The organism is uncultured Roseobacter sp. (assembly GCF_947495025.1).
Classification (GTDB): Bacteria; Pseudomonadota; Alphaproteobacteria; order Rhodobacterales; family Rhodobacteraceae; genus Roseobacter.
In genome coordinates, this window is record NZ_CANLXG010000001.1 from 392,135 (window position 1) to 414,770 (window position 22,636).

Genomic DNA, 22,636 nt, shown 5'->3' on the forward strand with positions numbered 1-22,636 from the left:
CCCGGGTGGGCGCCAACAGACCGGATTCGCAACACTCAGTGCAGCTGACGGTGGACCGTATCGGTCAGATCGCTGAGAGAGAACGGTTTGGGCAGAAAGACGGAATTCGGTATTTTCATCTGTGCCTCACCGAAACTGTCCTCAGCATATCCGGAGACAAAGACCACTCTTACGCCGGGTCGGTCTTTCAGCGCCTCGCGCACCCAGCTGGGTCCGTCCATTCCTGGCATGACCACGTCGGTGACAAACACATCAATATTGAGGCTCTGGTCTTCCAGTGTTTTCAGGGCGGATTCCGCTGAATCCGCCTCAAGCACTGTATACCCTCTCAGACGCAGAGCGCGACTTGCGAACGCACGTACCGGTGCCTCGTCCTCGACCAGCAGGATCACGCCATCCCCGTGCTTTCCGGCCGGTTTGTGAACCACCTCGCGCGGCGCCGGCTGCGCGCGGATTTCGCTTTCCTCCAGAACAGGAAAATAGAGGGTAAAGCAGGTACCGTTGCCCACTGTGCTGTCGACAAAAATATACCCGCCGGTCTGTTTTATAATACCGTAAGCCGTCGAAAGGCCCAGTCCCGTGCCTTCGCCGGTTTTCTTGGTGGTGAAAAAGGGCTCGAATACTTTCTGCAGCTTGTCCGGCGGAATGCCGACACCATCGTCCGACACCTTCACCGTAACGTATTCGCCCGGAGGCACACTGACACGGTCCCGTTCGAGAGGTTCCTTGAGATCGGTACACTCGGTCACAACCCGGATCTCGCCTCCCTGGGGCATTGCATCGCGTGCATTCACCACCAGGTTCATCAGCACCTGTTCCAGCTGTCGTTTGTCGGCACGGATCGGATGCAGCACGGGATCGTGGCTGAGGGTCAGTGTGACTTTCTCGCCGACAAGCCGGTTCAGCAGATGGGTCAGGTCGGACAGCGTATCGCGCATGTCCAGGGTTTCAGGCCGCAGGGTCTGTTTGCGCGAGAAGGCCAGAAGCTGACCGACAAGAGCCGCAGCCCGATTGGCATTCTGATTGATCTGCACCAGGTCGCTGAAATCCGGATCACCCTGGTCGTGCCGCAGCAAAAGCAGATCGCAATGGCCGGAAATGGCGGTAAGCAGGTTGTTGAAATCATGCGCAACACCGCCGGCCAGTTGCCCGATCGCCTGCATTTTCTGGCTCTGTACGAACTGTGCTTCGAGCGACTTCAGTTCGGTCGCATCGTTCAGAACCGCGATAAGAGCCGGTTTGCTGTCTTCTGTCACACGGTTGAGTGTGACCTGCACAAATACCTCTTTGTCGGTGCGTTTCAGCCTCAGGAATTCAGACTGTTGCGCCGCACGCCCCGCCAGTGTTTCGCGCAGCCAGTCGGTGATCGAACGGCCAAGCCCCTCCATCACGTCGCTCAGGCTCACCTGTTCTTCCAGCGCCGTGCCGATCAGCGACGCCGCCATGCGGTTATAGGCTTCGATGTCACCTTCGGGGCTCACTTTCAGCAGCGGCACCGGCAGATCCTGGAATACTGCCCAGCCGTCCCGGGCGATTGTCTCGGTACCGGGGGGCAACAGGTACAGCGCCCGTCGCCCTGCCCCGGCATCCGCTTCGGCGACAAGAACGCGCGAGGGGCCGTCTTCTGTACTGATTTCACATACAGACCCGGGAACAACCGGCAGGCTGGTGAACAGGCGATCCAGCGTCTTGACCCGTCCGCCGGCAAGCGTCCGGGCCTGTTCATTCATATAAAGAACTGCGTTGGTCCGCCCGACGAGAAGCATCGGCAGCGCCGGGCCTTCGTGTGCAGAAGACCCGGCCGGCACATCCTCGAGCCGCCAGATGTAGATATCCGTACCTGCCTGATGCACGGTCAGCCGGACGTGCCCCCGCCGTGTGACCATCGCCTCGCTGGCAGATCCTTCCAGATCCGCGCGGGTTTTCAGCCGGAATACGATCCCGGCCGGATTGGCCAGCGAAGTCTGCAGCGTGCCGGTCAGCGTCTGGTCAAGATCCTTTTCAAAGCGCCGCCGGGCCGCGTGGTTTGAAAACAGCACATCGCCCTCGGAATCTGTAACAAGTGTCGGGCTGCCATCGCGCAGAGTGAAATCCTGCAGAACGCGCAACGCATCAGCATTGCGCCGCCTGTGACGCAGAGCAATGAGCACCAGCACAATGCTCATTACCACAAGGGTCGTCGCCGCGGCATAGAGCGCCTGTCGTGCGAGCAGATCCGGTGCAGCGAGCCCGAGAACGCCCATCAGCAGCGCAATCAGAACCAGGGTGCCAAGCCGTCGTTGCGCATGCAGGGAAAAACGGGTCAGTCGTGAAGGGGATAGTGCGCTGCGCGACAATTCGGGGCTCCTGCGGATGGAATCACATCCGTATTAAGCGCAGGATGTCTTAATCATCGCTTAACCACGATTTCGGGTTACACCCGCGCAGGTTGAGTATGTATAATATGATTAACGCGTCAAGTGTGCGCTGAAGAAACCGTCGTTTTCCGCGGTGACATCAAACCGCTGTGTTGCATTACAGCGCCACTCCGGGTGCGCTGCGAGAAAACGCCCGACACTGTCCTCATTCTCAGAGGGAAGCACAGAGCAGGTAACGTAGATCAGCCAGCCGCCCGGACTGGTCAGCGCCGCGGCCTGTGCCAGTATCTGTGCCTGTGTGTCCTGCAGTTCCTGCAACCGTTCCGGTGTAAGGCTCCACTTGGCCTCTGGCGCGCGGCGCCACGACCCGCTGCCGGAACAGGGCGCATCGCACAGTACCAGATCAAAGGGAGGCTGTGATACAAGCTCCCGCTGTGTCGCCGTTTTAATCCTGACCTGCGCGCGTTCTGCGCGCGCCGGCAGGTCGCGCATGCGCCCGGGGCTGATATCATGAGCAGTAACAGTTCTGTCCGGATCAGCAGCCAGCGCAAGTGACTTGCCACCCCCGCCGGCGCAATAATCGAGGCATCGCGCAGCCGGAGGCAGTCCGGAAACAACGGCCTGTGACGCCGCATCCTGCAGCTCGACCAGCCCACCGGTATAGGCCTGCGAACCGCGCAGCCGCCGTGCTCCTTCGGTCACCAGCAATGCCCCCGGAAATCCGTTCAGCGGTCTGGTTCCGACGCCATCGGCGTCAAGCTTTACCGCCGCCTCTGCCGCGTCTGTCAGTTTCGTATTCACCCGCAGGGTGACCGGCGCGCGGTCCTGAAGGGCCCTGGCCGTGGTTTCTGCCTGTGTGCCCAGGCTGTTCCGGAAACAGATTGCGAGCCAGTCCGGCAGGTTCCAGCGCTCCGCTTCGGAACCCGGTTCTGTCCCGGCGTTCTGCTCACTCGCCGTCAGAGGGGCGGGCGCATGCCCCTCGCCTGTAAACAGAGTTTCCGGATCCACACCCTGCTCGCGCAGCAGCCCCAGCATCAGGGCGCGTCCGGTCGCACCGCCTCCCCGTGCCGCGACACTGCGACGGCGGCGCAGAACATCGAAAACATGGTCGCGCACAGCAGCCCGGTCGCCGGACCCGGCAAAACGGCTGGCACGCGCCCACCGTGTCAGTGCCTGTTCCGCCGCCTGCCCGTCCGAAATGGCATCCAGAACGGAGATCGCAGCGGCGACGCGCGCACCCGGTGTCATGCTCTGCGCGCTTTCTCAGCCATCATCCGATCCGGTAGTTCGGGCTCTCGCGCGTGATCTGTACATCATGCACATGGCTTTCCTTGAGACCCGCGCCGGTGATCTTTACGAAGTTGCAGTTTTTGCGCATTTCGTCGACGGTCGCACAACCGGTGTATCCCATCGCGGCGCGCAGCCCGCCTACAAGCTGGTGCAGCACGGCGCCCGCTGACCCTTTGTAGGCCACCTGTCCTTCGATACCTTCGGGCACAAGTTTGTCACTGGCGGCGTCTTTCTGGAAATACCTGTCCGCTGACCCGCTGGCCATGGCGCCCAGACTGCCCATGCCACGATAGCTCTTGAACGAGCGACCCTGGTAGAGAATAACCTCGCCCGGGCTTTCATCGGTGCCGGCGATCATGCTGCCCACCATCGCGCAGGATGCGCCTGCTGCAATCGCCTTGGCGAAATCGCCGGAAAACTTGATACCGCCATCGGCGATCACGGGAATGTCGCCCGCCGCGCGCGCGCAATCCATAATGGCAGTCAGCTGCGGAACGCCGACACCAGCCACCATGCGTGTCGTGCAGATAGAGCCGGGTCCGATCCCCACTTTGACCGCATCGGCCCCCGCATCAATCAGCGCCCGTGTCGCCTCTGCTGTCGCAACGTTTCCCGCGACAATCTGCACTTCATTGCTCAGCGCCTTTGCCCGGCGCACAGCTGCCGCGACCCCTTCGGAGTGACCGTGAGCCGTATCGATAACAATCATGTCGGCACCGGCATCCACAAGCGCCTCGGAACGCTCAAAGCCGGCATCGCCCACAGTCGTCGCTGCAGCCACGCGCAGACGCCCCAGATCATCCTTACAGGCTGTGGGGTTGAGAACGGCCTGTTCGGTGTCCTTCAGCGTCAGCAGACCGGTCAGCTTGCCGTCTTTGTCTGTGACCAGCAGCTTTTCGATACGCCGCGCTTTCATCAGGCTGATGGCTTCTTCCCGGTCTGCAGGTTCATGCAGAATGGCCAGATTGTCGTTTGTCATCATGACGGACACGGGCGTCGCGTCATCACTTGCAAAACGCATATCCCGGTTTGTGACGATGCCCAGCACGCGGCCCTGTTCGTCCACGACCGGAAAACCTGTGACGCGGTAGCGTTCCTGCAGTGCTTTGGCATCTGCAAGGGTCTGGTCGGCGCGCAGAGTGATCGGATTGTAAACGATGCCGCTTTCAAACCGCTTTACACGGCGGATTTCGCGGGCCTGTTCCCCGATACTCAGGTTGCGGTGAACAACACCGATCCCGCCGGCCTGAGCCATGGCAATCGCCATACGACCTTCGGTGACAGTATCCATTGCCGAGCTGAGCAGCGGAATGTTCATTGAAATGGACCGCGTCACCCGGGTGCGCGTGTCCGCCGTTGACGGCAGGACCGAGGACGCGCCCGGAACAAGCAGTACATCATCAAAGGTGAGTGCCTCGCGAATCTCCATTGTCTACCTCGCAGCTGGAGTGTTCATTTGGCAGTTTCCTATTTCACGGGGCTCGGGAAAATGAAAGGGCAAAAACCACCAAATATGGCCCCTCACCCATTGCCAAGAGCCCCATCCAGGAGGAAACTGGCTCAAAGGTTCACCAAAGGAAACAAATTGCATGGCAGGACACGGGTACGAGAGCGGCAGACTGGATCTGCCATTCGTGGGCATTTCAACCTTTGGCAAGCGTCCCTATGAGCCGGACTGGGATGCTCTCAGCGCTGATGTCGCCATTCTGGGCGCGCCCTTTGATGCGGGGACCCAGTGGCGGTCCGGCGCGCGGTTCGGACCACGCGGCGTGCGCGAAGCCTCGACGCTTTTCAGCTTTGGTCACGCCGGGGCATACGACCACGAGGACGACGCCACCTATCTGCCGGGCGACGTGCGTATCGTGGATATGGGCGACGCAGACATCGTGCATACCGACACCGAAAAGAGCCACGCGAATATCGAAACGGGCGTGCGTGCCGCCCTTGCCGCCGGCGCGCTGCCGGTTGTGATTGGCGGGGATCATTCGGTCAACATCCCCTGCATCCGTGCCTTTTCCGGCCCGGAATACACCGGTCGCCCACTGCATATTCTGCAGATCGACGCCCACCTCGATTTCGTTGATGAGCGCCACGGTGTCCGCCACGGACATGGCAACCCCATGCGCCGTGCAGCCGAACAGGAATATGTCACCGGGCTGACCCAGGTGGGGATCCGCAATGTCAGCTCGACCGCACAGGAAGGATATGCTGACGCCCGTGCGATGGGGTCCACCATAATATCTGTTCGTCAGGCGCGCGTCATGGGCACGCGTGGTGTTCTGGAACACCTGCCCGCAGACGCGGATATCTATATCACAATAGATATCGACGCCTTCTGTCCCTCTATCGCCCCGGGCACCGGCACGCCCAGCCATGGCGGGTTCCTGTATTACGAGGTACTGGAAATACTGCAGGGTGTGGCGCAGAACCACCGCGTCGCGGGTATTGATCTGGTTGAGGTTGCCCCGGATTACGACCCGACAGGTTCCACGTCTGTGCTTGCGGCACAGCTGTTGCTGAACCTGCTTGGGTTTGTATTCCACGCCCGTGCGCAGACCCCTGCAACGGCGTGATCAACCGCGGCTCATAACCTTCATGACAATTTCTGGCGGGCAATGCCGCCCAGGGTGCATTATGTGACGCAGATCAGCACTTTAGGGGCGCGCAATCCCTTAAACTGGTGACAACCGCAGCAACAGGTGACCGAAGCCATATGTCCAGCGATCCCCTCGTCGTCTTTACACCCTCTGGCAAACGGGGAAATTTTCCCGTGGGTACGCCCATTCTGACGGCGGCCCGCCAGCTGGGGGTTGATCTCGATTCCGTCTGTGGTGGTCGTGGCATATGTTCGCGCTGTCAGATCACGCCTGGTTATGGTGAATTCTCGAAACACGGTGTCACTGTCGACGCCAGCGCGCTGTCAGAATGGAACAGTGTCGAACAGCGCTACAAGGACAAACGCGGCCTGATCGACGGGCGGCGTCTGGGCTGTCAGGCGACAGTCCAGGGCAATGTGGTCATCGACGTCCCACCTGAAAGCCAGGTCCACAAACAGGTGGTGCGCAAACGTGCCGAAGTGCGGGACATTACGCTCGACCCGTCAACACGGCTTTTTTACGTGGAGGTCGCCGAGCCGGACATGCATGACCCCTCTGGTGACCTGGAGCGCCTGCGCGATGCGCTCCGGGATCAGTGGGAGCTGGAGAACATCACAGCCGACCTGCACATCCTGCAGGAAATGCAGCCCGTACTGCGTAAAGGTGGCTGGAAAGTCACTGTCGCCGTGCACCTGGGTGATCACGAAAACAACCCGCGCATCATGAATATCTGGCCGGGATATTATGACGGCACGGTCTACGGCCTGGCCGTTGATCTGGGCTCGACCACCATCGCCGCGCACCTGTGCGATCTGCAGACCGGCGAGGTGCTGGCATCGTCCGGGCTGATGAACCCGCAGATCCGGTTCGGAGAGGATCTGATGAGCCGGGTCAGCTATTCCATGATGAATGAAGGCGGCGCCGCCGAGATGACCCGCGCCGTACGTCAGGGCATGCGGGACCTTTTTGAGCAGATCGCGGAAGAGGCTGGTGTGGACCGCAGGCTGATCGTCGATGCGGTTTTTGTCTGCAACCCGGTCATGCATCACCTCTTTCTCGGCATTGATCCCTTTGAACTGGGCCAGGCGCCTTTTGCGCTCACCACCAACAACGCGCTGCGCCTGCGGGGTGACGATCTGGAGCTGAATATTCACCCGTCGGCGCGCGTCTACCTGTTGCCCTGTATCGCCGGTCATGTGGGTGCAGATGCGGCAGCCGTTGCGCTGTCTGAAGCACCCGATAAATCAGATGATCTGGTGCTGGTGGTAGACGTCGGAACGAATGCCGAAATTCTGCTGGGCAACAAGGAAAGAGTGCTCGCCTGTTCCTCGCCCACCGGTCCAGCGTTCGAAGGTGCGCAGATCAGTTCGGGGCAGCGTGCCGCGCCGGGTGCCATTGAACGTGTTGAAATCGACCCGGAAACAAAAGCGCCGCGGTTCCGCGTCATTGGCAGTGATCTGTGGTCAGATGATCCGCGGTTTGTAATCGAAACCGGTTCGACCGGTATCACCGGCATCTGCGGTTCCGGCATCATCGAAATGGTCGCCGAAATGCGGATCCATGGCATTGTCGATGCGGCGGGGCTGATCGGTTCACCCGAACAGACCGGCTCGGACCGCTGTTTTCTGGACGGGCGCACCTATTCCTATCTGGTGCATGACGGTCGTCTCGAGGGCGGCCCGCTGATCACCATCACCAACCGCGACATCCGCGAGATTCAGATGGCCAAGGCCGCTCTTTATTCCGGCGCGCGGCTGCTGATGGACAAATTCGGTGTGGACAAAGTCGACCGTGTGGTACTGGCCGGCGCCTTTGGTGCGCATATCTCCAGCAAACACGCCATGGTGCTGGGTATGATCCCGGATGCGCCGCTGGACAAGGTGACTTCTGCAGGGAATGCCGCAGGCACTGGCGCGCGGATCGCGCTGCTCAATACAGGCGCACGCGCTGGCATCGAAGCAACCGTGCGCGCAATCCACAAAGTCGAAACCGCGATCGAGCCGCGCTTTCAGGAGCATTTCGTGAATGCCTCTGCCATACCGAACGCAGTCGAGCCCTTCCCGATCCTGAACAGTCTGGTGTCACTGCCCTCGGCCACCTTTAACACCGGTGGCGGCGACAGTGGTACTTCGGGTGGACGCCGCAGGCGGCGGCGGGCATGAGCAGCGACAACAGCGACCAGCGTGAATTCTGGTCAGACGCTGCAGGCCCCAAGTGGGTGCAGATGCAGGCACAGATGGATCAGCTGATGCAGCCGGTTCTGGATGGCGTCTGGATCCGCGCCGGACTGACGCAGGGCCAGAGGGTTCTTGATGTGGGTTCAGGAACCGGTGCGAGCACACTGCAGGCCGCAGATCAGGTGGCTCCGGACGGGCATGTCACCGGCGCGGATATATCTGATACTATGACCACACTTGCCAGAAAACGCGCCGGTGGCAGGCCGGATGTCTCGCTCATCCTCGCTGATGTCGCGCATCATCCGTTTCAGCCCGACAGTTTTGACGCAGTCGTGTCGCGCTTTGGTGTCATGTTTTTCGCAGATGCCGCCGGGGCCTTTGCCAACATCCGTGCGGCTATGGTGCCGGGCGCCCGGATCACTTTTGCCGCCTGGGCCGCCATCCCGGATAATCCGTTTTTCACAACCCCCGCGCAGGTGGCAAAGAGCCTTGTGGGCGCCCCGCCCCGCCCCGACCCTGATGCCCCGGGACCATTTGCCTTTCGGGACGCCGGCCGCGTAACGGATATTCTGAATGCCGCCGGGTTTACCGACATCTGCATTGATACTGCGCATACCGCGCTGGATGGCGGCAGCGACCCGGCTGGCCTTGCACAGACGATGTGCCGGATCGGACCCGCAGAAGCGGCGTTGCGATACGCGCAGGCCGGTGCAGACATGCAAAAAGCGGTTGAGCAGGCGCTGAGCAAAGCCGTCGGGATATTTTCCACGCCGGACGGCTTGCGGATCCCTGCCTCGGTTCACTATGTCACCGCACTGGCATAGCGCACCGGAACCCGCTTGACGCGTCCCGACGCCGGGCCTAATCACAGCACAGTGTGCGGGTATGGTGAAAAGGTATCACGCGAGCTTCCCAAGCTTAAGTTACGGGTTCAATTCCCGTTACCCGCTCCACTTCACGCCTCAGAAAATCAGTGACTGTGGAACGGTTTGTCTTACCACCTTTGAATGTTAGACTGACTGCGCCCGGCCCCCGTGGTTTTGCCACCGGTCGCTATGCTGAAAGCCGGCGACGCGTGACAAGAAACGACAGGCAAAGAACAACCGTCATTGCGAGGTATGCGGCAATTGCGTGGGGCGCGAGCGACGGCAGCCCGTGTACAAGCATCGTTCCGTTGCCACCGGGAATAACTGTGGCGGATGCACCCATCACGGCACCGCCGGCAAAGCATCTGAAAGCCAATGCCGGATCGTGCCGCTGCAGCTGAAAGTCCCTGTACCTGATGGCCGCCATCACTCCTCCGGCAATGACGGTTGTGGCACAGATCAGAACCGGCCAGCCACTCGCTGTGAGCGCAGGATCAATCAGGCGGGCAGCGCGGTTAGACAGGACGCTCATGTAGGTCCAGTTGCCGGCAAGCGCGTACAGAAGCCCAGCGCTGATTCCGACGATCAGCATGGACCGATAGGGCCCCATACGCGCAGAGGCAGGATCACGCAGACCTCTCAGCCATCTGGGCACACGACGGTACAAGGCAAGAATGAGCGACGTGGCCAGAACAGCCACGAATGCGCCGCCGATAACTGAGGGCTCTTCAAGTTGAGACGGGACCGGTTCAACACTGTTGAGCAGTGCAAGGTCAGTTGAGGTCATCGCTGTTGCGCCGATGATCATCCCCAGAACACTGAGGCCATAGACTATGTTCCCACCGGTCAGATGTGCCAGAGTCCCCAGTACGCAGGCGTTGTTCAGACGCGCGCCAAGGCCAAAAACGGCGCCTGCCGCGACGACGGACACCGTGACGGGGTATCCTGCTGACAGCGTCACATCCGCCGGGAAAAGCCAGTGTAGCGGAATAATTGCTGCGCCGGCTCCGGCGGCGGCCACCCCGAAGGCGCGGAAACGCGCACCGCGCCGGTCAACAATCAGCGACTGCGTCGCCGCAACAGCACAGATACTGCCACGCCGGATGGCATAACCGACAAGAAAAGACAGCCCCAGCAGCAATGGGATCAGAAACATGGTGATGTGCCCCGCATTCTTTCAGCCACCAGGCCCGCTGTCGATACAGCGCAGCGGCGTGATGAGACCCGTATCAGGCTCGGCGACAGCGGTCCCGTGGCCCTCTTTCAGAACCGGGTGACAGAACGGACGCTGTAAAGTCTCGGTCACAGTAAGGCGGCTTTCAATGGACCAGGCACGCAGGTGTCCGGTGTCTTCGGCAGCGCGCCCGATCATTTCCGAGACCGGCAGAACACCGGTGTCACACTCGGACCAGACGCGCGATGACCCCTTGTCCCTGCCAGCGACGCGGGCGCGTATCTGACCCCCAAAAGATACCCCGGCATGGGCAAAGTCCACCCAGGTATTTGCAGGATCCGCATCACCACGTCCGGCAATGGCAATCTGCGGATCGGAAAAACGACGCTCTGTTCGGTACGCCGGGCGCACAGACAGACTTCCGGATGTCGTACGGCATTTTCACCTGCGAGGCAGCCCTGGGCGGCAGCTTCATGCGGTGGGCGCAGATCAGTCGTGGAATCACCGGTCGCAAAAAACGGAGGGCAGACTATCCCCCGGCATGTCGGCGTGTATGGTTATGTGATCGGGGCGCGGCGCACCGCGATGGTCGAGGGCCAGCGAGGTATTCTCGATCCTTTCGTTGTTGGGGCGTCGGCCTGTTGCGGCGTGCAGCCCCTCAAAGGGTTCCGCGCAATAGTCTGCAGTATCGCCCCTGTCGGTCCTGCGTTCGACAATCCCGTCGACGTCACGCGACATCTGCGTGTCAGCGTCGAAATGCGCGGCAAACTCTGACACGAAGATGTCCCGTGCTCAGGCCAGAATACCCGGGTCGCTCAGCGGACCAACAGAATTGCCTGGGCAAAAGATACCAGTCAACCTGCGGTCCTGATCCCGTGACCAAAACCCGACGAGCTATGTTGCTGTTCAGGCAAAGCGCTGGCACTCGCGGTTCTGCAGAACAACTGAAGGTATCGCCGCACACAGTGCGTTCGTCGAACGCAGCCCAGAGACTGCCCCGAACGATAGTTTATCCTCATCCTGTAGCAGAGAGTTCCGGACGTAACCTATGGCAGCTCAAACGTCAGGCCGAAGGTCAGTACGCCATCCGTTGTTTCACCGTTTCCCGGAATAAGCTGTGTAAAAACATTGCCATAACGTGCCTGAAGGCCAATCAGGGGCACCACATCGCCCACCGCGATGTCAAAACGGTCCCCGTCGCCCGGGTAGAGCGCCAGCGCACCGAACGCACCGACCGCATAGTTTTCGCCCTGCCAGAAATCGCGCCCAACCGAAACCAGCGCGCCGACTTCTTCGTAGCTGTTGTAATAAGCGCCGACGCTCACATCCCAGGAACCTTCCCATGTGAGAAAGAGGCCCGGATTGAACTCCTGAAAATCCTCTGTCGCATTGAAATGCTCTGACCCGAGAAGAACCGAGATACGGTCCGGTCCCGCATGGGCAGCGGCTGGCAACAACAGGGCAAGACAGAGCGGGGCAAATCTCATTCGGGGGGTCCTTTTCACAATGCTCGACACGCGTCCGGGCGCGTTTTCTGCATTATTCTGGTGAAAAGTGGTTAAATTACGACTTATACCAGCAGTACTTCCCCAAATTTATCGCGTAAGTTGCGTTTCAGCACCTTTCCGGTCGCGTTTCTGGGCAGAACGTCCGTGAAAACGACCGTGTCCGGCACCTGCCAGCGGGCCACCCTGCCCTCAAAAATCTGCAGAACTTCCTCGGGCGTCGCCTCTGCGCCCTCGGCCAGAACTGCAATCAGCACAGGGCGTTCGTCCCATTTTGCGTGCCTCGCACCAATAACAGCGGCATCCGCCAGAGACGGGTGGGCAATCGCAATACTTTCCAGTTCGACCGAGCTGATCCACTCGCCGCCGGATTTAATGATGTCTTTGGATCTGTCGCGGATCGTCAGGTACCCGTCGGGGTCTATCGTTGCGACATCGCCGGTGTTAAACCAGCCGTCCTGCAGCGTTTCAGCGGCGGTGCTGTGGAAATAGGCGTCGAGAATAAAGTGGCCCCGAACCAGCAGTTCGCCCTGTGTCTCGCCGTCATGAGGCAGGTCCGCGCCGTCTGGGTCCACAATTTTCAGCTCTACCCCCCAGGGCGGACGACCCTGGTTTTCCCGCAGACGGTGCTGCGCATCCATGGGCAGACCGGAGTGCTTTGCGAGCGGCTGGTTGATTGTGCCAAGCGGCGACATTTCCGTCATACCCCAGGCGTGCACGGTATCCACTCCGTAACGCTCGCGGAACGTTTCTATCATGGACGGCGGGCAGGCGGAGCCTCCAACAACGGTTCTCCTGAGTGATTTCAGTTCGCTGCCCGCAGCTTCTGCATGGCCCAGCAGCCCCAGCCAGATCGTCGGTACACCCAGCGCGATGCTCACCTGATGGGTATCGATCAGACTGACCAGTGATGCCCCGTCGAGCCCCGGCCCGGGCATTACCATCCGCGATCCGGCCATGGCGCAGGCGTAGGGTGTACCCCAGGCGTTGACGTGGAACATCGGCACAACCGGCAGCACCACATCCATCGCCGAAAAGGCTATACTGTCCGTCAGGTTCGACGCAAAGCTGTGCAGCACAGTGGACCGGTGCGAGAAGAGAACACCTTTGGGGTTTCCTGTGGTTCCTGATGTATAACAGAGGCTTGACGCCGTCTGTTCATCCAGATCGGGCCATTCGTAACCGGTGTCACCGTGCGCCAGAAGCGCATCATAGGCAACAATTCCGGGCAATGTGTCGCCGGCACCACCCACTTCTGTCTCCAGCAGCACAATGTGCTTCACAGTCGTGAGTTTGTCCCGGATCGCGGCCACAAGAGGGATAAATGTGCTGTCGATGAACAGCACCTCGTCTTCTGCATGGTTGATGATATAGATCAGCTGTTCGGGGAACAGCCGCGGGTTGATCGTATGGCAGACATAACCACCGCCTGACACGCCGAAATAAATCTCCAGATGGCGCCGGTTGTTCCAGGCGATGGTGGCGCAGCGTGCCTGTGGCCCCAGACCGAGCCCCCCGAGCGCCGAAGCCAGCCGCCGGGCATTGGCGTCAATGCCTCCCCAGGTGGTCTGCTCCGTCCCGCCGCCGGTGTTCACAGACAGGATCTCTGTCTGCGCATGATATCGCCCGGCATGCGCCACCAGTGACGAAATCGTCAGCGGCATATGCATCATCTGTCCCAGCATCGGAATCCCCTCCTGATCGCCCGTCAGGACAGCGTGCCCGTCTGAACATGTTCTGGCAAGCCTTGGCAAACCGCTGCGGGGCGGCTAAGCCCCCGGAATGGCACTGTTGTATCACACCCCGCTGAGCCCTGATCACCAGTCAGAGCTTGGCATTGATCCGCCCGCAGCTCTCGCGATGGCCGACCGCGTGCGGTTTTCCGAACTGGACCCGCTGAAACATGTGAACAATGCGGTTTATATGAACTGGTTTGAACGTTTGCGGATCAGATACACACAGGAATGGGGTCTGACCCGCTATGCGCTCACCGGGGACGGGCCACGTATTGTGATCCGTTCCGGCGCGATCCACTATCGTCAGGAAATGCTGATGGATGAGGACTATGTGGTGACCTGTCAGTGCACGGGTTTCCGCACTACGTCCTTTACGCTGGCACAGCAGCTCTGGGCGGGCGGCACGCTGCGGTCGACGTTCGACTGTGTTCTGGTGTTGCTGAACCAGGATGGTGACGGTCGCTATCCGATCCCCGACGCCATGATCGACCGGTTCCGCACCGTCGATGGTGCGAAACCGGACGGCTGATATCAGTCACTGTGGCGGTGGATGAACCCGACGAGCGCTGCTGTTGATCCGTCTTTGCCGTCGGCGCTGGCTGTGCCCTCGACCACAGGCTGCAGTGATGTGGCAAGTTCCTTGCCCAGCTCCACGCCCCACTGATCGAACGAGTTGATACCGAGGATCACGCCTTCGACAAATACGCGGTGCTCATAAAGCGCCACAATCTGTCCCAGTGTGAAAGGATCAAGCTGCGGATAGGCCAGTGTAACCGACGGCCTGTTGCCCTCAAACACCCGGTGCTGGGCCTGACGTTCCAGTTCGTCTCCGGTCAGCCCCTTTTCGGCCATGCGTGCACGGGCCTCGTCAATGCTGCGACCGCGCATCAGCGCCTCGGACTGTGCAAGACAGTTGGCAACCAGCAGCTGATGATGATGGGCCAGATCACTTTCGTGGCCCTGAGCGGCGATCATGAACTCACAGGGAATGACGCGCGTGCCCTGATGGATGAGCTGATAAAACGCGTGCTGCCCGTTGGTGCCCGCGGCCCCCCAGACCACCGGGCCACTGTCGACCACGACCGGCGTGCCATCCATCTGTACACGTTTGCCGTTGGACTCCATCTCCAGCTGCTGGAAATAATCCGGCAGACGCGCGAGGCGCTGATCATAGGGCAGCACCGCGCGGCTGGCATGGCCGCAGACCTGCGCATGCCAGACGCCGGTCAGCGCCAGCAGTACAGGCAGGTTTTCCTCAAAAGTCGCCGCCTGAAAGTGCCGGTCCATCGCCTGCCCACCGCGCAGGAAGGCGTCAAATGCCTCGGGACCGATGGCGATCATCAGCGACAGACCGATGGGCCCCCACATCGAATATCGGCCACCGACCCAGTCTTCGAAGCCGAACACCCTTTCGGGCGGAATACCAAAGTCTGCGGTCAGATCAGCGGCGGTGCTGAGAGCGGCAAACTGCGCCTCCGGGTTTCCGCCCTGGTCATCCATCCAGGCCCGCGCTGAGCGTGCATTGGTCATGGTCTCGATGGTCGTGAAGGTCTTGGAGGCGACGATCACCAGGGTTGTTCCGGCATCAAGGCCACGCAGCGTATCGGCAATATGCGCCCCGTCCACGTTGGAGACAAAGTGACAGCGCGGCCCGTCGGCCCAGGGGCTGAGTGCCTGATACGCCATGGCCGGGCCGAGATCAGACCCACCGATGCCGATATTGACCACGTCTGTGATGGCGCTGTCGCGCACCTGCCGGGCATAGGCGCGCATACGGTCCAGTGTGTCGTGCACGCCCGGCATAACGTCCTGGCCGTCGACCAGAACAGCGCCACCATCAAGGTTGCGCAGCGCTGTATGCAGCACGGCGCGCCCTTCTGTGTCGTTGATGGCTGCACCGCTGAACATTGCATCGCGCTTTTCCGAAACGCCTGCGGCCTGCGCCAGATCGATCAGCGCATCGCGTATGCCGGCATCAATATTCGTTTTCGAATAGTCAAAGAGCATGTCACCGGTCCGGGCGCTGAACGCGGCAGCCCGGTCCGGATCATCAAACAGCGACAGGATCCTGCGGTTACTGTGCTGCGCTTCAAGCTGGCGCAGCGCGTCCCATTCTGCATTCAGGCTGCCCAATGGACCTCTCCTCCCCTGATCGCCATACCAATCGGTGCTTCGGGACCCGGCAGGGTCATCGCACGATCAAGCGCGGCATGTTTTTCATCGCCGAAAATCAGCAGATGTTTGTCCATGGCCCCGGCAAGAACCGGGCCGCTGAGTGAAATACGCGCTTCAGGCTGGCTGTCCGGCGCCATGGCAACGACTGCCGGCGCATCTCTGGACAGCGCAGCATCGACCCCGTCTGCGTCCGGAAAGAGCGATGCGGTATGCATGTCTGCTCCCATACCCAGCAGCAGAACCGATACCGGGATCAGCGGCGTGATCTCTTCGGATAATACCCCGGCGGCCTCCTGCGCTGTCAGGCCTTCGCGGTAAAACGGAAAGAACCGGGCCGCAGCAGCAGGGCCGGTCAGCAGCCGCTCCTTTACGAGCGCGGTGTTGGATCGCGGATGATCCCCGGGGACCCAGCGCTCATCTGTCAGCATGACATGCACACGGCTCCAGTCGATTTCGGCCGCACTGAGCACGTCAAAGACGGGCCCGGGCGTCGTACCGCCCGGCACCGCAAGGCTTGCAACCTCATGCTGAATCAGACAGTTGCGCAGCGCACTTGCCAGCACCCCCGCCAGCTTGATGACCGCCATATCGCGGTCAGGATATGTGTTCAGGTTCATACTTCCACCTTTCGCCATTCCCGGCCTTCACGACGCATCAGCTGATCTGCTGCATCCGGCCCTGCACTGCCGCTGTCATAGGGTTTGGGCACATCGCCGCGCGCGGTCCAGCCGTCGATAATCGGATCCGTCCAGGCCCACGCCGCCTCCACTTCGTCACCGCGCATAAACAGTGTCTGGTTTCCGCGGATCACATCCATAATCAGCCGCTCGTAGGCATCAACGTTTTCGGCACCCTCCGGTCCCAGGGCATCCGCAAACGTCATATCCAGCGGCACATCAATCAGACGCATCCCGCCTGGCCCCGGTTCCTTGATGGTGACCCCCAGCGTAATGCCCTCGTTGGGCTGCAGCCGGATCGCAAGCACGTTGCGGTGGCGTCCCGCCTCATCACCAAAGATCGAATGCGGCGTGTCCTTGAAAACAACAGAGATCTCGCTGGACCGCGCTGCCATGCGCTTGCCGGTACGCAGGTAAATCGGTGTGCCCGCCCAACGCCAGTTGGCGACATGGGTTTTCATGGCCAGAAAGCTCTCGGTTTTGGAGCGTGCATCGCCCACAGCAGTCCGGTAGTCCGGCATGTTTTCGGGATCGTCCGGATCGGCATCATATTGTCCGCGCACGATATGGTGCGGCTCCACCGGTTCCAGCGCCCGGATCACCTTGAGCTTTTCGTCACGCACGGCGTCCGGGTCAAACCGTGCCGGAGGCTCCATCGCGATCAGGCACAAAAGCTGCATCAGGTGGTTCTGCACCATGTCGCGCATGGCGCCGGATTTGTCATAATATTCACCTCGTCCGCCGACACCGACCGTCTCTGCCACAGTGATCTGGATGTGATCGATAAACTGGCTGTTCCAGAGCGGTTCGAACAGCATATTCCCAAAACGGATCGCCATGAGGTTCTGGACGGTTTCCTTGCCCAGATAGTGGTCAATCCGGTAAATCTGTTTCTCGTCGAAATACCGCGCAAGAGTGGCATTGAGTGCGCGCGCCGATGCAAGGTCACGCCCGAATGGTTTTTCCACAACGATGCGCGATGTGTCATCGGCCATTCCGTAGCTCTGCAGCCGTTCGGCCAGATCGCCAAAGAGCGAGGGCGCCACAGAGAAATAATAGGCCTCGATCCTGTCGCTGCCCGCAACCTTGTCCCGCAGGGCTTCCCAGCCACCGGTTCCACGTGCGTCGATCGCCACATAGTCGAGGCATTCCAGAAATTTATCCAGCGTGCCGTCCTCGCAGGCACGGCCGCCGCCAAACTCGCGGATCGCTTCGGCTACCAGAGCCTGGTACGCGGCGCGGTCCATTTCGCTGCGCGCGGCACCGATAATCCGCGCATCACCGGGCATCTGTGAGGAACAGTACCGGCGGAAAAGCCCCGGCAGGATCTTGCGCCGGGCAAGGTCGCCCGTGCCTCCGAAGATGACAAGATCAAAGGGATCGACAGGGATAACGCGCGAAACCATAGTGTTTTTCCTGAGTGCACTGCCCGAAGGCTGGATTTTGTTAGCGCAAACATACTCAAAAGCACCCTGATCACAAGACCGTGCACGGTGGTGGGCGGATGTTTTCTTGCCTTTATCTGTACCCTGCACCATTTTCTGGCTCAAGAAGAACAAAGGACCCCCCGCGAAATGAAAGATCTCGCAGAGGCCAATGCAGGCAAATTCCTCGATCCCGATATCACAGCAAAGGGAGAACCGCGGGCGCGGGTCGCTCTGAGCCAGGCGAAAACGCTTTGGTTCAATACCGGAACGCTGTGCAATATCGAATGTGTGAACTGCTATATCGACAGCAGCCCGTCGAATGACGCACTGGTCTATATGACCGCTGACGAGGTCCGCGACTATCTGGATCAGCTTGAGGCACGCAGATGGGGCGTGCGTGAAATTGCCTTCACCGGTGGTGAACCTTTCATGAACCCGCAGATGATTGAAATGACCGAAGCTGCGCTGGAGCGCGGGTACGAGGTCCTGATCCTGACAAACGCTATGCGTCCGATGATGCGGCGCGGCATGCAGCAGGGACTGCTGCGGCTTAACGAGGCCTGGCCCGGCAAAATGACACTGCGCATTTCGGTTGATCATTACGATATGGACCTGCACGACGCCGAACGGGGTGCCGGTGCTTTTGATAAAACGCTGCGTGGCATGCAGTGGCTGCGCGACAACGGCATACGCATGGCCGTCGCGGGCCGGTCGGTGATGGCGCACAGCGAGGCCGAGAGCCGCGCAGGCTATGCCGCCTTTTTCGCCGAGCACGGGTTTGACATTGATGCGCAGGATCCGGGTATGACGGTGCTCTTTCCCGAAATGGACACCACCGTCGAAGTGCCCGAGATCACAACTGCCTGCTGGGGCATCCTCAACAAAAGCCCGGATGATCTGATGTGTGCTTCGTCCCGCATGGTCGTGAAACGCAAAGGCGCCGCACAGCCTGCTGTTCTGGCATGCACGCTGCTGCCATATGACGCTGAATTCGAACTTGGAACAACACTGGCCGAAGCAGAGGGATCAGTTGCGCTCAACCATCCCCATTGCGCCAAGTTCTGCGTTCTTGGCGGGGCCAGCTGCTCGGCCTGAACCTGTGGAAAGCGGATACTGTTCCCGACTGCATTTCAGTGCAGTGTGAATTCCCCTGTCACATTACGCCACTCGCCGGGGCTGATCATTTTGCGGTGCGTAAACCGGACCGAATGCAGCGGCCCTTCGATCTCTGACTGCCAGTATTCCACAAACTGGAACAGCCGGGGATGATCCGGCGCAATATCGTATTCCTGCCAGACAAATGTGTTCAGTACATGGGTATAATCCGGCATCCGGTAATAGAATTCTGCTGTCGTCAGGCCGTAGCCTTTCAGCATCATTTCGGTCTCGTTCAGGGGCATTCAGCGGGCCTCTTTTTCAGTTGCTCACGTACAGCATGCCATGCAAAAATTACTTTTCAATAAAAACAACGTGTTATCACTCCGCTCCCCGTGCTGCCAGCGGTGGCGCCACAGAGGCATTGCACCTTATATGCACCCTCTGCTAGTATTCGGACACAAAATATAGACCCTGCACAAAGATCGGGCAGTTTACGTGAGCGACACACCACAACCTCCTGAAAACGATGACGAAATGACACCGGAAAGACCTGCTTATGATGGTCCCTCCGTCAGCATCGAGCATGAAATGCGCACGTCCTATCTGGACTACGCCATGTCCGTTATCGTCAGCCGCGCGATCCCCGATCTGCGCGACGGTCTGAAACCTGTGCACCGGCGCATCCTGTTTGCGATGCACGAAACCGGCAACAGCCACGACAAAGCCTATCGCAAATCAGCCCGTCCGGTCGGCGATGTCATGGGTCAGTATCACCCGCATGGGGACAGTGCGATTTACGACGCACTGGTCCGCATGGCGCAGGATTTTTCCATGTCGCTGCCGCTGCTTGACGGCCAGGGTAACTTTGGCTCGATGGACGGCGATAATCCGGCCGCAATGCGCTATACCGAAGTGCGCATGGACAAGCCGGCGGCCTATCTGCTGGCGGACATCGACAAGGACACAGTCAATTTCCAGGACAACTACGACGGCAAGCAGCAGGAACCGACGGTTCTGCCCGCCCGTTTTCCGAACATGCTGGTCAACGGAGCCGGCGGTATTGCCGTGGGTATGGCCACGAATATCCCGCCGCATAATCTCGGCGAGGTTGTGGACGCCACGCTGGCGCTGATCGACGAGCCGGACCTGACGTCCGAGCAGCTGACTGAATACGTACCCGGCCCGGATTTCCCGACAGGTGGTATCATGCTGGGCCGCACCGGGGCGCGCAAAGCATACCTCGAAGGGCGCGGATCGGTCATTGTGCGGGCGAAAACCCGCGTGGAAGAAATCCGCAAGGACCGCTGGGCCATTGTGATCGACGAGATTCCCTATCAGGTCAACAAAGCCACGATGATCGAAAGGATCGCAGAGCAGGTCCGCGAGAAAAAGATCGAGGGCATTTCCCATGTTCAGGACGAATCTGACCGTAATGGCGTGCGGGTCGTTGTCGAACTGAAGCGGGATGCGACCGCAGAGGTGGTGATGAACCAGCTTTACCGGTTCACGCCCATGCAGACATCCTTTGGCTGTAATATGCTGGCCCTGAATGGCGGCCGTCCGGAGCAGCTGACACTGCGCAAGTTCCTGACGTATTTCATTGATTTCCGCGAGGACGTCGTCGCCCGCCGCACGGCGTTCCTGCTGCGCAAGGCGCGCGACAGGAGCCATATTCTGTGTGGTCTGGCCGTTGCGGTCACGAATATTGACGAGATCGTCGCATCGATCCGCTCGTCTGCGGACGCTGCAGAAGCCCGCGAGAAACTGATGACCCGGCGCTGGCCCGCGCAGGACATTCTGCCCTATATCGCTCTGATCGACGATCCGACCCATACCGCCAACGACGACGGCACGTATAACCTGTCGGAGACCCAGGCGCGCGCCATTCTGGATCTGCGCCTGCAGCGGCTCACCCAGATCGGCGTCAAGGAAGTCACGGACGAGCTGGAAGAACTGGCCGGTAAGATCAAGGAATACCTTGAGATTCTGGGCTCCCGCGACCGCATCATGAGCATTATCGCCGACGAGCTGCGCGAAGTGCGCGAGCTTTTTGCCGTGCCGCGGCGCACCGAAATCGTCGACTGGTCCGGCGACATGGAAGACGAAGACCTGATCGCGCGCGAGGATATGGTCGTGACGGTCACGTCGGGCGGCTATATCAAACGGACCCCTCTGGCTGACTTCCGCAGTCAGCGTCGCGGCGGCAAGGGCCTGGCCGGTATGCAGACCAAGGAAGAGGACGTGGTCACCACGCTCTTCGTGGCCAATACGCATACGCAGCTGCTCTTTTTCACGACCGACGGGATGGCCTACAAACTCAAGACATGGCGTCTGCCCCAGGGCGGACGCACGTCCAAGGGCAAGGCGATCGTGAATATCCTGCCGATCCCACCCGGCGTCTCTGTGGCAGCCATTCTGCCCATCGACCGGGACGAGGATGACTGGGATCAGCTGCAGATTGTCTTTGCGACATCTGCTGGAACTGTGCGGCGTAACGCTCTGTCAGACTTCACAAATGTCAAATCGAACGGCAAGATTGCCATGAAGTTCGAGGACGAGCACGCAGAGACGACACTGATCAATGCACGGATTGCATCGCCCGATGATGACGTGATGCTGGTGACGGCTTCGGGCCGGGCGATACGCTTCCCGTCGACGGATGTGCGGGTGTTTAACTCACGCTCCTCGGTTGGCGTGCGGGGCGTGAAGCTGACAGGCAGCGACAAGGTTGTGTCGATGTCTGTGATCCGCCACTTTGATGCAAGCCCGGATGAGCGCGCCGCCTACCTCAAGATGCGCCGCGCCATGGCGGGCCTCGCTGATGATGCGGATGCGGCGGCAGACGATGATGAAACAGATGCCAATGCAACCATTTCCCAGGAACGCTATGCCGAAATGTCGGCGGCCGAAAACCTGATCCTGACCCTGACCGCAGGCGGTGCGGGCAAGCTCAGTTCCAGCCACGATTATCCCGTCCGCGGACGTGGCGGCATGGGCGTGCAGGCGATGGACAAAGCGATGCGCGGCGGCGCGCTTGTGGCCTCCTTCCCCGTCGAGATGGACGACCAGATCATGCTGGCCACGTCGCGCGGCCAGTCGATCCGCGTGCCTGTTGACGGCATCTCTTTCCGGTCCCGGTCTGCAGGCGGCGTACGGGTGTTCAACACCGGCAAGGGCGAAGAGGTCGTCAGCGTCGCCTGGATCGCGGATCAGGGCGATGATGACGCCGCAGCAGAGGCAGAGGCGGAAAGCTGACCATGACGTTTACGCAACGGTCGGTGGCCTGCAAGGCGCGCCGACCAGCGAATCGCGGGTCACCCGTTATTTTCATGGCTGGAGCGGTGTCGGTATTTTGTCGGTGCACGCGTCGGTGGGCCTGTGTTCAGCTGGCCGCGCGGTCGGGTTTGTTACAAGGGCGTTAATGAAGGTTTAGCGGACAAAGTGAGCTTTCGCTGCGGCTGCGCCAATGGCCGTTTTTGGGGTGTCACGGGAGGCTAGTTGTATCCGATGATGCGCGCCTTTACCAATGATGAGCATAAAGTGGCGGAGGTTGCTCG

Annotated in this window: 18 protein-coding genes and 1 tRNA gene; 7 read left to right on the forward strand and 12 right to left on the reverse strand. The window is 60.3% G+C overall.

Annotated elements, in window-relative coordinates:
• Window positions 1–35: 35 nt before the first annotated feature.
• The 3 genes from Q0792_RS01930 to guaB all read right to left on the reverse strand — a co-directional run bounded on the left by Q0792_RS01930 (window position 36) and on the right by guaB (window position 5,076).
• Entirely contained in the window at window positions 36–2,243 is a 2,208-nt protein-coding gene (locus tag Q0792_RS01930) for a PAS domain-containing hybrid sensor histidine kinase/response regulator (RefSeq protein ID WP_298838558.1), read from the reverse strand.
• A gap of 204 nt (window positions 2,244–2,447) precedes the next feature.
• Window positions 2,448–3,605 carry an RsmB/NOP family class I SAM-dependent RNA methyltransferase gene (locus Q0792_RS01935; protein ID WP_298835921.1) on the reverse strand — a complete coding sequence of 386 codons (1,158 nt, stop codon included), beginning with the start codon at window positions 3,603–3,605 and terminating at the stop codon, window positions 2,448–2,450.
• 22 nt (window positions 3,606–3,627) lie between these two features.
• A complete protein-coding gene (gene guaB, locus Q0792_RS01940) occupies window positions 3,628–5,076 on the reverse strand; it encodes an IMP dehydrogenase (protein ID WP_298835922.1) in 1,449 nt (482 codons plus the stop codon).
• Between the two features lie 160 nt (window positions 5,077–5,236).
• Between guaB and speB the strand changes: the two genes are divergently transcribed.
• The 4 genes from speB to Q0792_RS01960 all read left to right on the forward strand — a co-directional run bounded on the left by speB (window position 5,237) and on the right by Q0792_RS01960 (window position 9,374).
• On the forward strand, window positions 5,237–6,220 hold the full coding sequence (gene speB / locus Q0792_RS01945) for an agmatinase (RefSeq protein WP_298835923.1): 984 nt from the start codon (window positions 5,237–5,239) through the stop codon (window positions 6,218–6,220).
• 140 nt (window positions 6,221–6,360) lie between these two features.
• A complete protein-coding gene (locus Q0792_RS01950) occupies window positions 6,361–8,406 on the forward strand; it encodes an ASKHA domain-containing protein (protein WP_298835924.1) in 2,046 nt (681 codons plus the stop codon).
• Entirely contained in the window at window positions 8,403–9,245 is an 843-nt protein-coding gene (locus tag Q0792_RS01955) for a class I SAM-dependent methyltransferase (RefSeq protein ID WP_298835925.1), read from the forward strand. Before Q0792_RS01950 ends, Q0792_RS01955 begins: the two co-directional genes overlap by 4 nt.
• 55 nt (window positions 9,246–9,300) lie before the next feature.
• Window positions 9,301–9,374, forward strand: a tRNA-Gly gene (locus Q0792_RS01960).
• Between the two features lie 100 nt (window positions 9,375–9,474).
• On the opposite strand, the gene Q0792_RS01965 is transcribed toward Q0792_RS01960, so the two are convergent.
• From Q0792_RS01965 to Q0792_RS01985, 5 genes are all read right to left on the reverse strand, one after another.
• Window positions 9,475–10,443, reverse strand: coding sequence for a YeeE/YedE thiosulfate transporter family protein (locus Q0792_RS01965; RefSeq protein ID WP_298835926.1), 969 nt, complete (start codon window positions 10,441–10,443; stop codon window positions 9,475–9,477).
• Between the two features lie 21 nt (window positions 10,444–10,464).
• A complete protein-coding gene (locus tag Q0792_RS01970; RefSeq protein ID WP_298835927.1) occupies window positions 10,465–10,872 on the reverse strand; it encodes a hypothetical protein in 408 nt (135 codons plus the stop codon).
• A 90-nt stretch (window positions 10,873–10,962) separates the two neighbouring features.
• Window positions 10,963–11,238: a hypothetical protein gene (locus Q0792_RS01975; RefSeq protein WP_298835928.1), complete on the reverse strand. Its 276-nt coding sequence runs from the start codon at window positions 11,236–11,238 to the stop codon at window positions 10,963–10,965.
• Window positions 11,239–11,507: 269 nt separating this feature from the next.
• The gene (locus Q0792_RS01980) at window positions 11,508–11,948 is read right to left on the reverse strand and encodes a hypothetical protein (RefSeq protein ID WP_298835929.1); all 441 of its coding nucleotides are present in this window, start codon (window positions 11,946–11,948) and stop codon (window positions 11,508–11,510) included.
• Window positions 11,949–12,031: 83 nt separating this feature from the next.
• Entirely contained in the window at window positions 12,032–13,651 is a 1,620-nt protein-coding gene (locus tag Q0792_RS01985) for a long-chain-fatty-acid--CoA ligase (RefSeq protein ID WP_298835930.1), read from the reverse strand.
• Between the two features lie 97 nt (window positions 13,652–13,748).
• Here Q0792_RS01985 and Q0792_RS01990 point away from each other — a divergent pair, with 97 nt between their 5' ends.
• Window positions 13,749–14,231, forward strand: coding sequence for a thioesterase family protein (locus tag Q0792_RS01990; RefSeq protein ID WP_298835931.1), 483 nt, complete (start codon window positions 13,749–13,751; stop codon window positions 14,229–14,231).
• A gap of 2 nt (window positions 14,232–14,233) precedes the next feature.
• Here Q0792_RS01990 and pgi read toward each other — a convergent pair whose 3' ends face one another.
• From pgi to zwf, 3 genes are read right to left on the reverse strand one after another with little or no spacing between them, the layout of a single operon-like run.
• Window positions 14,234–15,826, reverse strand: a complete 1,593-nt coding sequence (gene pgi, locus Q0792_RS01995) for a glucose-6-phosphate isomerase (protein ID WP_298838561.1) — start codon at window positions 15,824–15,826, stop codon at window positions 14,234–14,236.
• A complete protein-coding gene (pgl, locus tag Q0792_RS02000) occupies window positions 15,823–16,494 on the reverse strand; it encodes a 6-phosphogluconolactonase (RefSeq protein WP_298835932.1) in 672 nt (223 codons plus the stop codon). Before pgl ends, pgi begins: the two co-directional genes overlap by 4 nt.
• Complete coding sequence (zwf, locus tag Q0792_RS02005; RefSeq protein WP_298835933.1) at window positions 16,491–17,960, reverse strand: glucose-6-phosphate dehydrogenase; 1,470 nt, start codon at window positions 17,958–17,960, stop codon at window positions 16,491–16,493. Before zwf ends, pgl begins: the two co-directional genes overlap by 4 nt.
• 168 nt (window positions 17,961–18,128) lie before the next feature.
• On the opposite strand from zwf, the gene Q0792_RS02010 reads away from it, so the two are divergent.
• Entirely contained in the window at window positions 18,129–19,076 is a 948-nt protein-coding gene (locus tag Q0792_RS02010) for a radical SAM protein (RefSeq protein ID WP_298835934.1), read from the forward strand.
• A gap of 35 nt (window positions 19,077–19,111) precedes the next feature.
• Here Q0792_RS02010 and Q0792_RS02015 read toward each other — a convergent pair whose 3' ends face one another.
• Window positions 19,112–19,381, reverse strand: a complete 270-nt coding sequence (locus Q0792_RS02015) for an usg protein (protein ID WP_298835935.1) — start codon at window positions 19,379–19,381, stop codon at window positions 19,112–19,114.
• Window positions 19,382–19,574: 193 nt separating this feature from the next.
• Here Q0792_RS02015 and gyrA point away from each other — a divergent pair, with 193 nt between their 5' ends.
• Window positions 19,575–22,334 carry a DNA gyrase subunit A gene (gyrA, locus tag Q0792_RS02020; RefSeq protein WP_298835936.1) on the forward strand — a complete coding sequence of 920 codons (2,760 nt, stop codon included), beginning with the start codon at window positions 19,575–19,577 and terminating at the stop codon, window positions 22,332–22,334.
• The last annotated feature ends 302 nt before the right edge of the window (window positions 22,335–22,636 follow it).

Bases quoted from the DNA above. Each gene is read 5' to 3' on its own strand.
- Q0792_RS01930 (WP_298838558.1), bottom strand. From the start codon at position 2,243: ATGGGCGTTCTCGGGCTCGCTGCACCGGATCTGCTCGCACGACAGGCG.
- Q0792_RS01935 (WP_298835921.1), bottom strand. From the start codon at position 3,605: ATGACACCGGGTGCGCGCGTCGCCGCTGCGATCTCCGTTCTGGATGCC.
- guaB (WP_298835922.1), bottom strand. From the start codon at position 5,076: ATGGAGATTCGCGAGGCACTCACCTTTGATGATGTACTGCTTGTTCCG.
- speB (WP_298835923.1), top strand. From the start codon at position 5,237: ATGGCAGGACACGGGTACGAGAGCGGCAGACTGGATCTGCCATTCGTG.
- Q0792_RS01950 (WP_298835924.1), top strand. From the start codon at position 6,361: ATGTCCAGCGATCCCCTCGTCGTCTTTACACCCTCTGGCAAACGGGGA.
- Q0792_RS01955 (WP_298835925.1), top strand. From the start codon at position 8,403: ATGAGCAGCGACAACAGCGACCAGCGTGAATTCTGGTCAGACGCTGCA.
- Q0792_RS01965 (WP_298835926.1), bottom strand. From the start codon at position 10,443: ATGTTTCTGATCCCATTGCTGCTGGGGCTGTCTTTTCTTGTCGGTTAT.
- Q0792_RS01980 (WP_298835929.1), bottom strand. From the start codon at position 11,948: ATGAGATTTGCCCCGCTCTGTCTTGCCCTGTTGTTGCCAGCCGCTGCC.
- Q0792_RS01985 (WP_298835930.1), bottom strand. From the start codon at position 13,651: ATGCTGGGACAGATGATGCATATGCCGCTGACGATTTCGTCACTGGTG.
- Q0792_RS01990 (WP_298835931.1), top strand. From the start codon at position 13,749: ATGGCACTGTTGTATCACACCCCGCTGAGCCCTGATCACCAGTCAGAG.
- pgl (WP_298835932.1), bottom strand. From the start codon at position 16,494: ATGAACCTGAACACATATCCTGACCGCGATATGGCGGTCATCAAGCTG.
- zwf (WP_298835933.1), bottom strand. From the start codon at position 17,960: ATGGTTTCGCGCGTTATCCCTGTCGATCCCTTTGATCTTGTCATCTTC.
- Q0792_RS02010 (WP_298835934.1), top strand. From the start codon at position 18,129: ATGAAAGATCTCGCAGAGGCCAATGCAGGCAAATTCCTCGATCCCGAT.
- Q0792_RS02015 (WP_298835935.1), bottom strand. From the start codon at position 19,381: ATGCCCCTGAACGAGACCGAAATGATGCTGAAAGGCTACGGCCTGACG.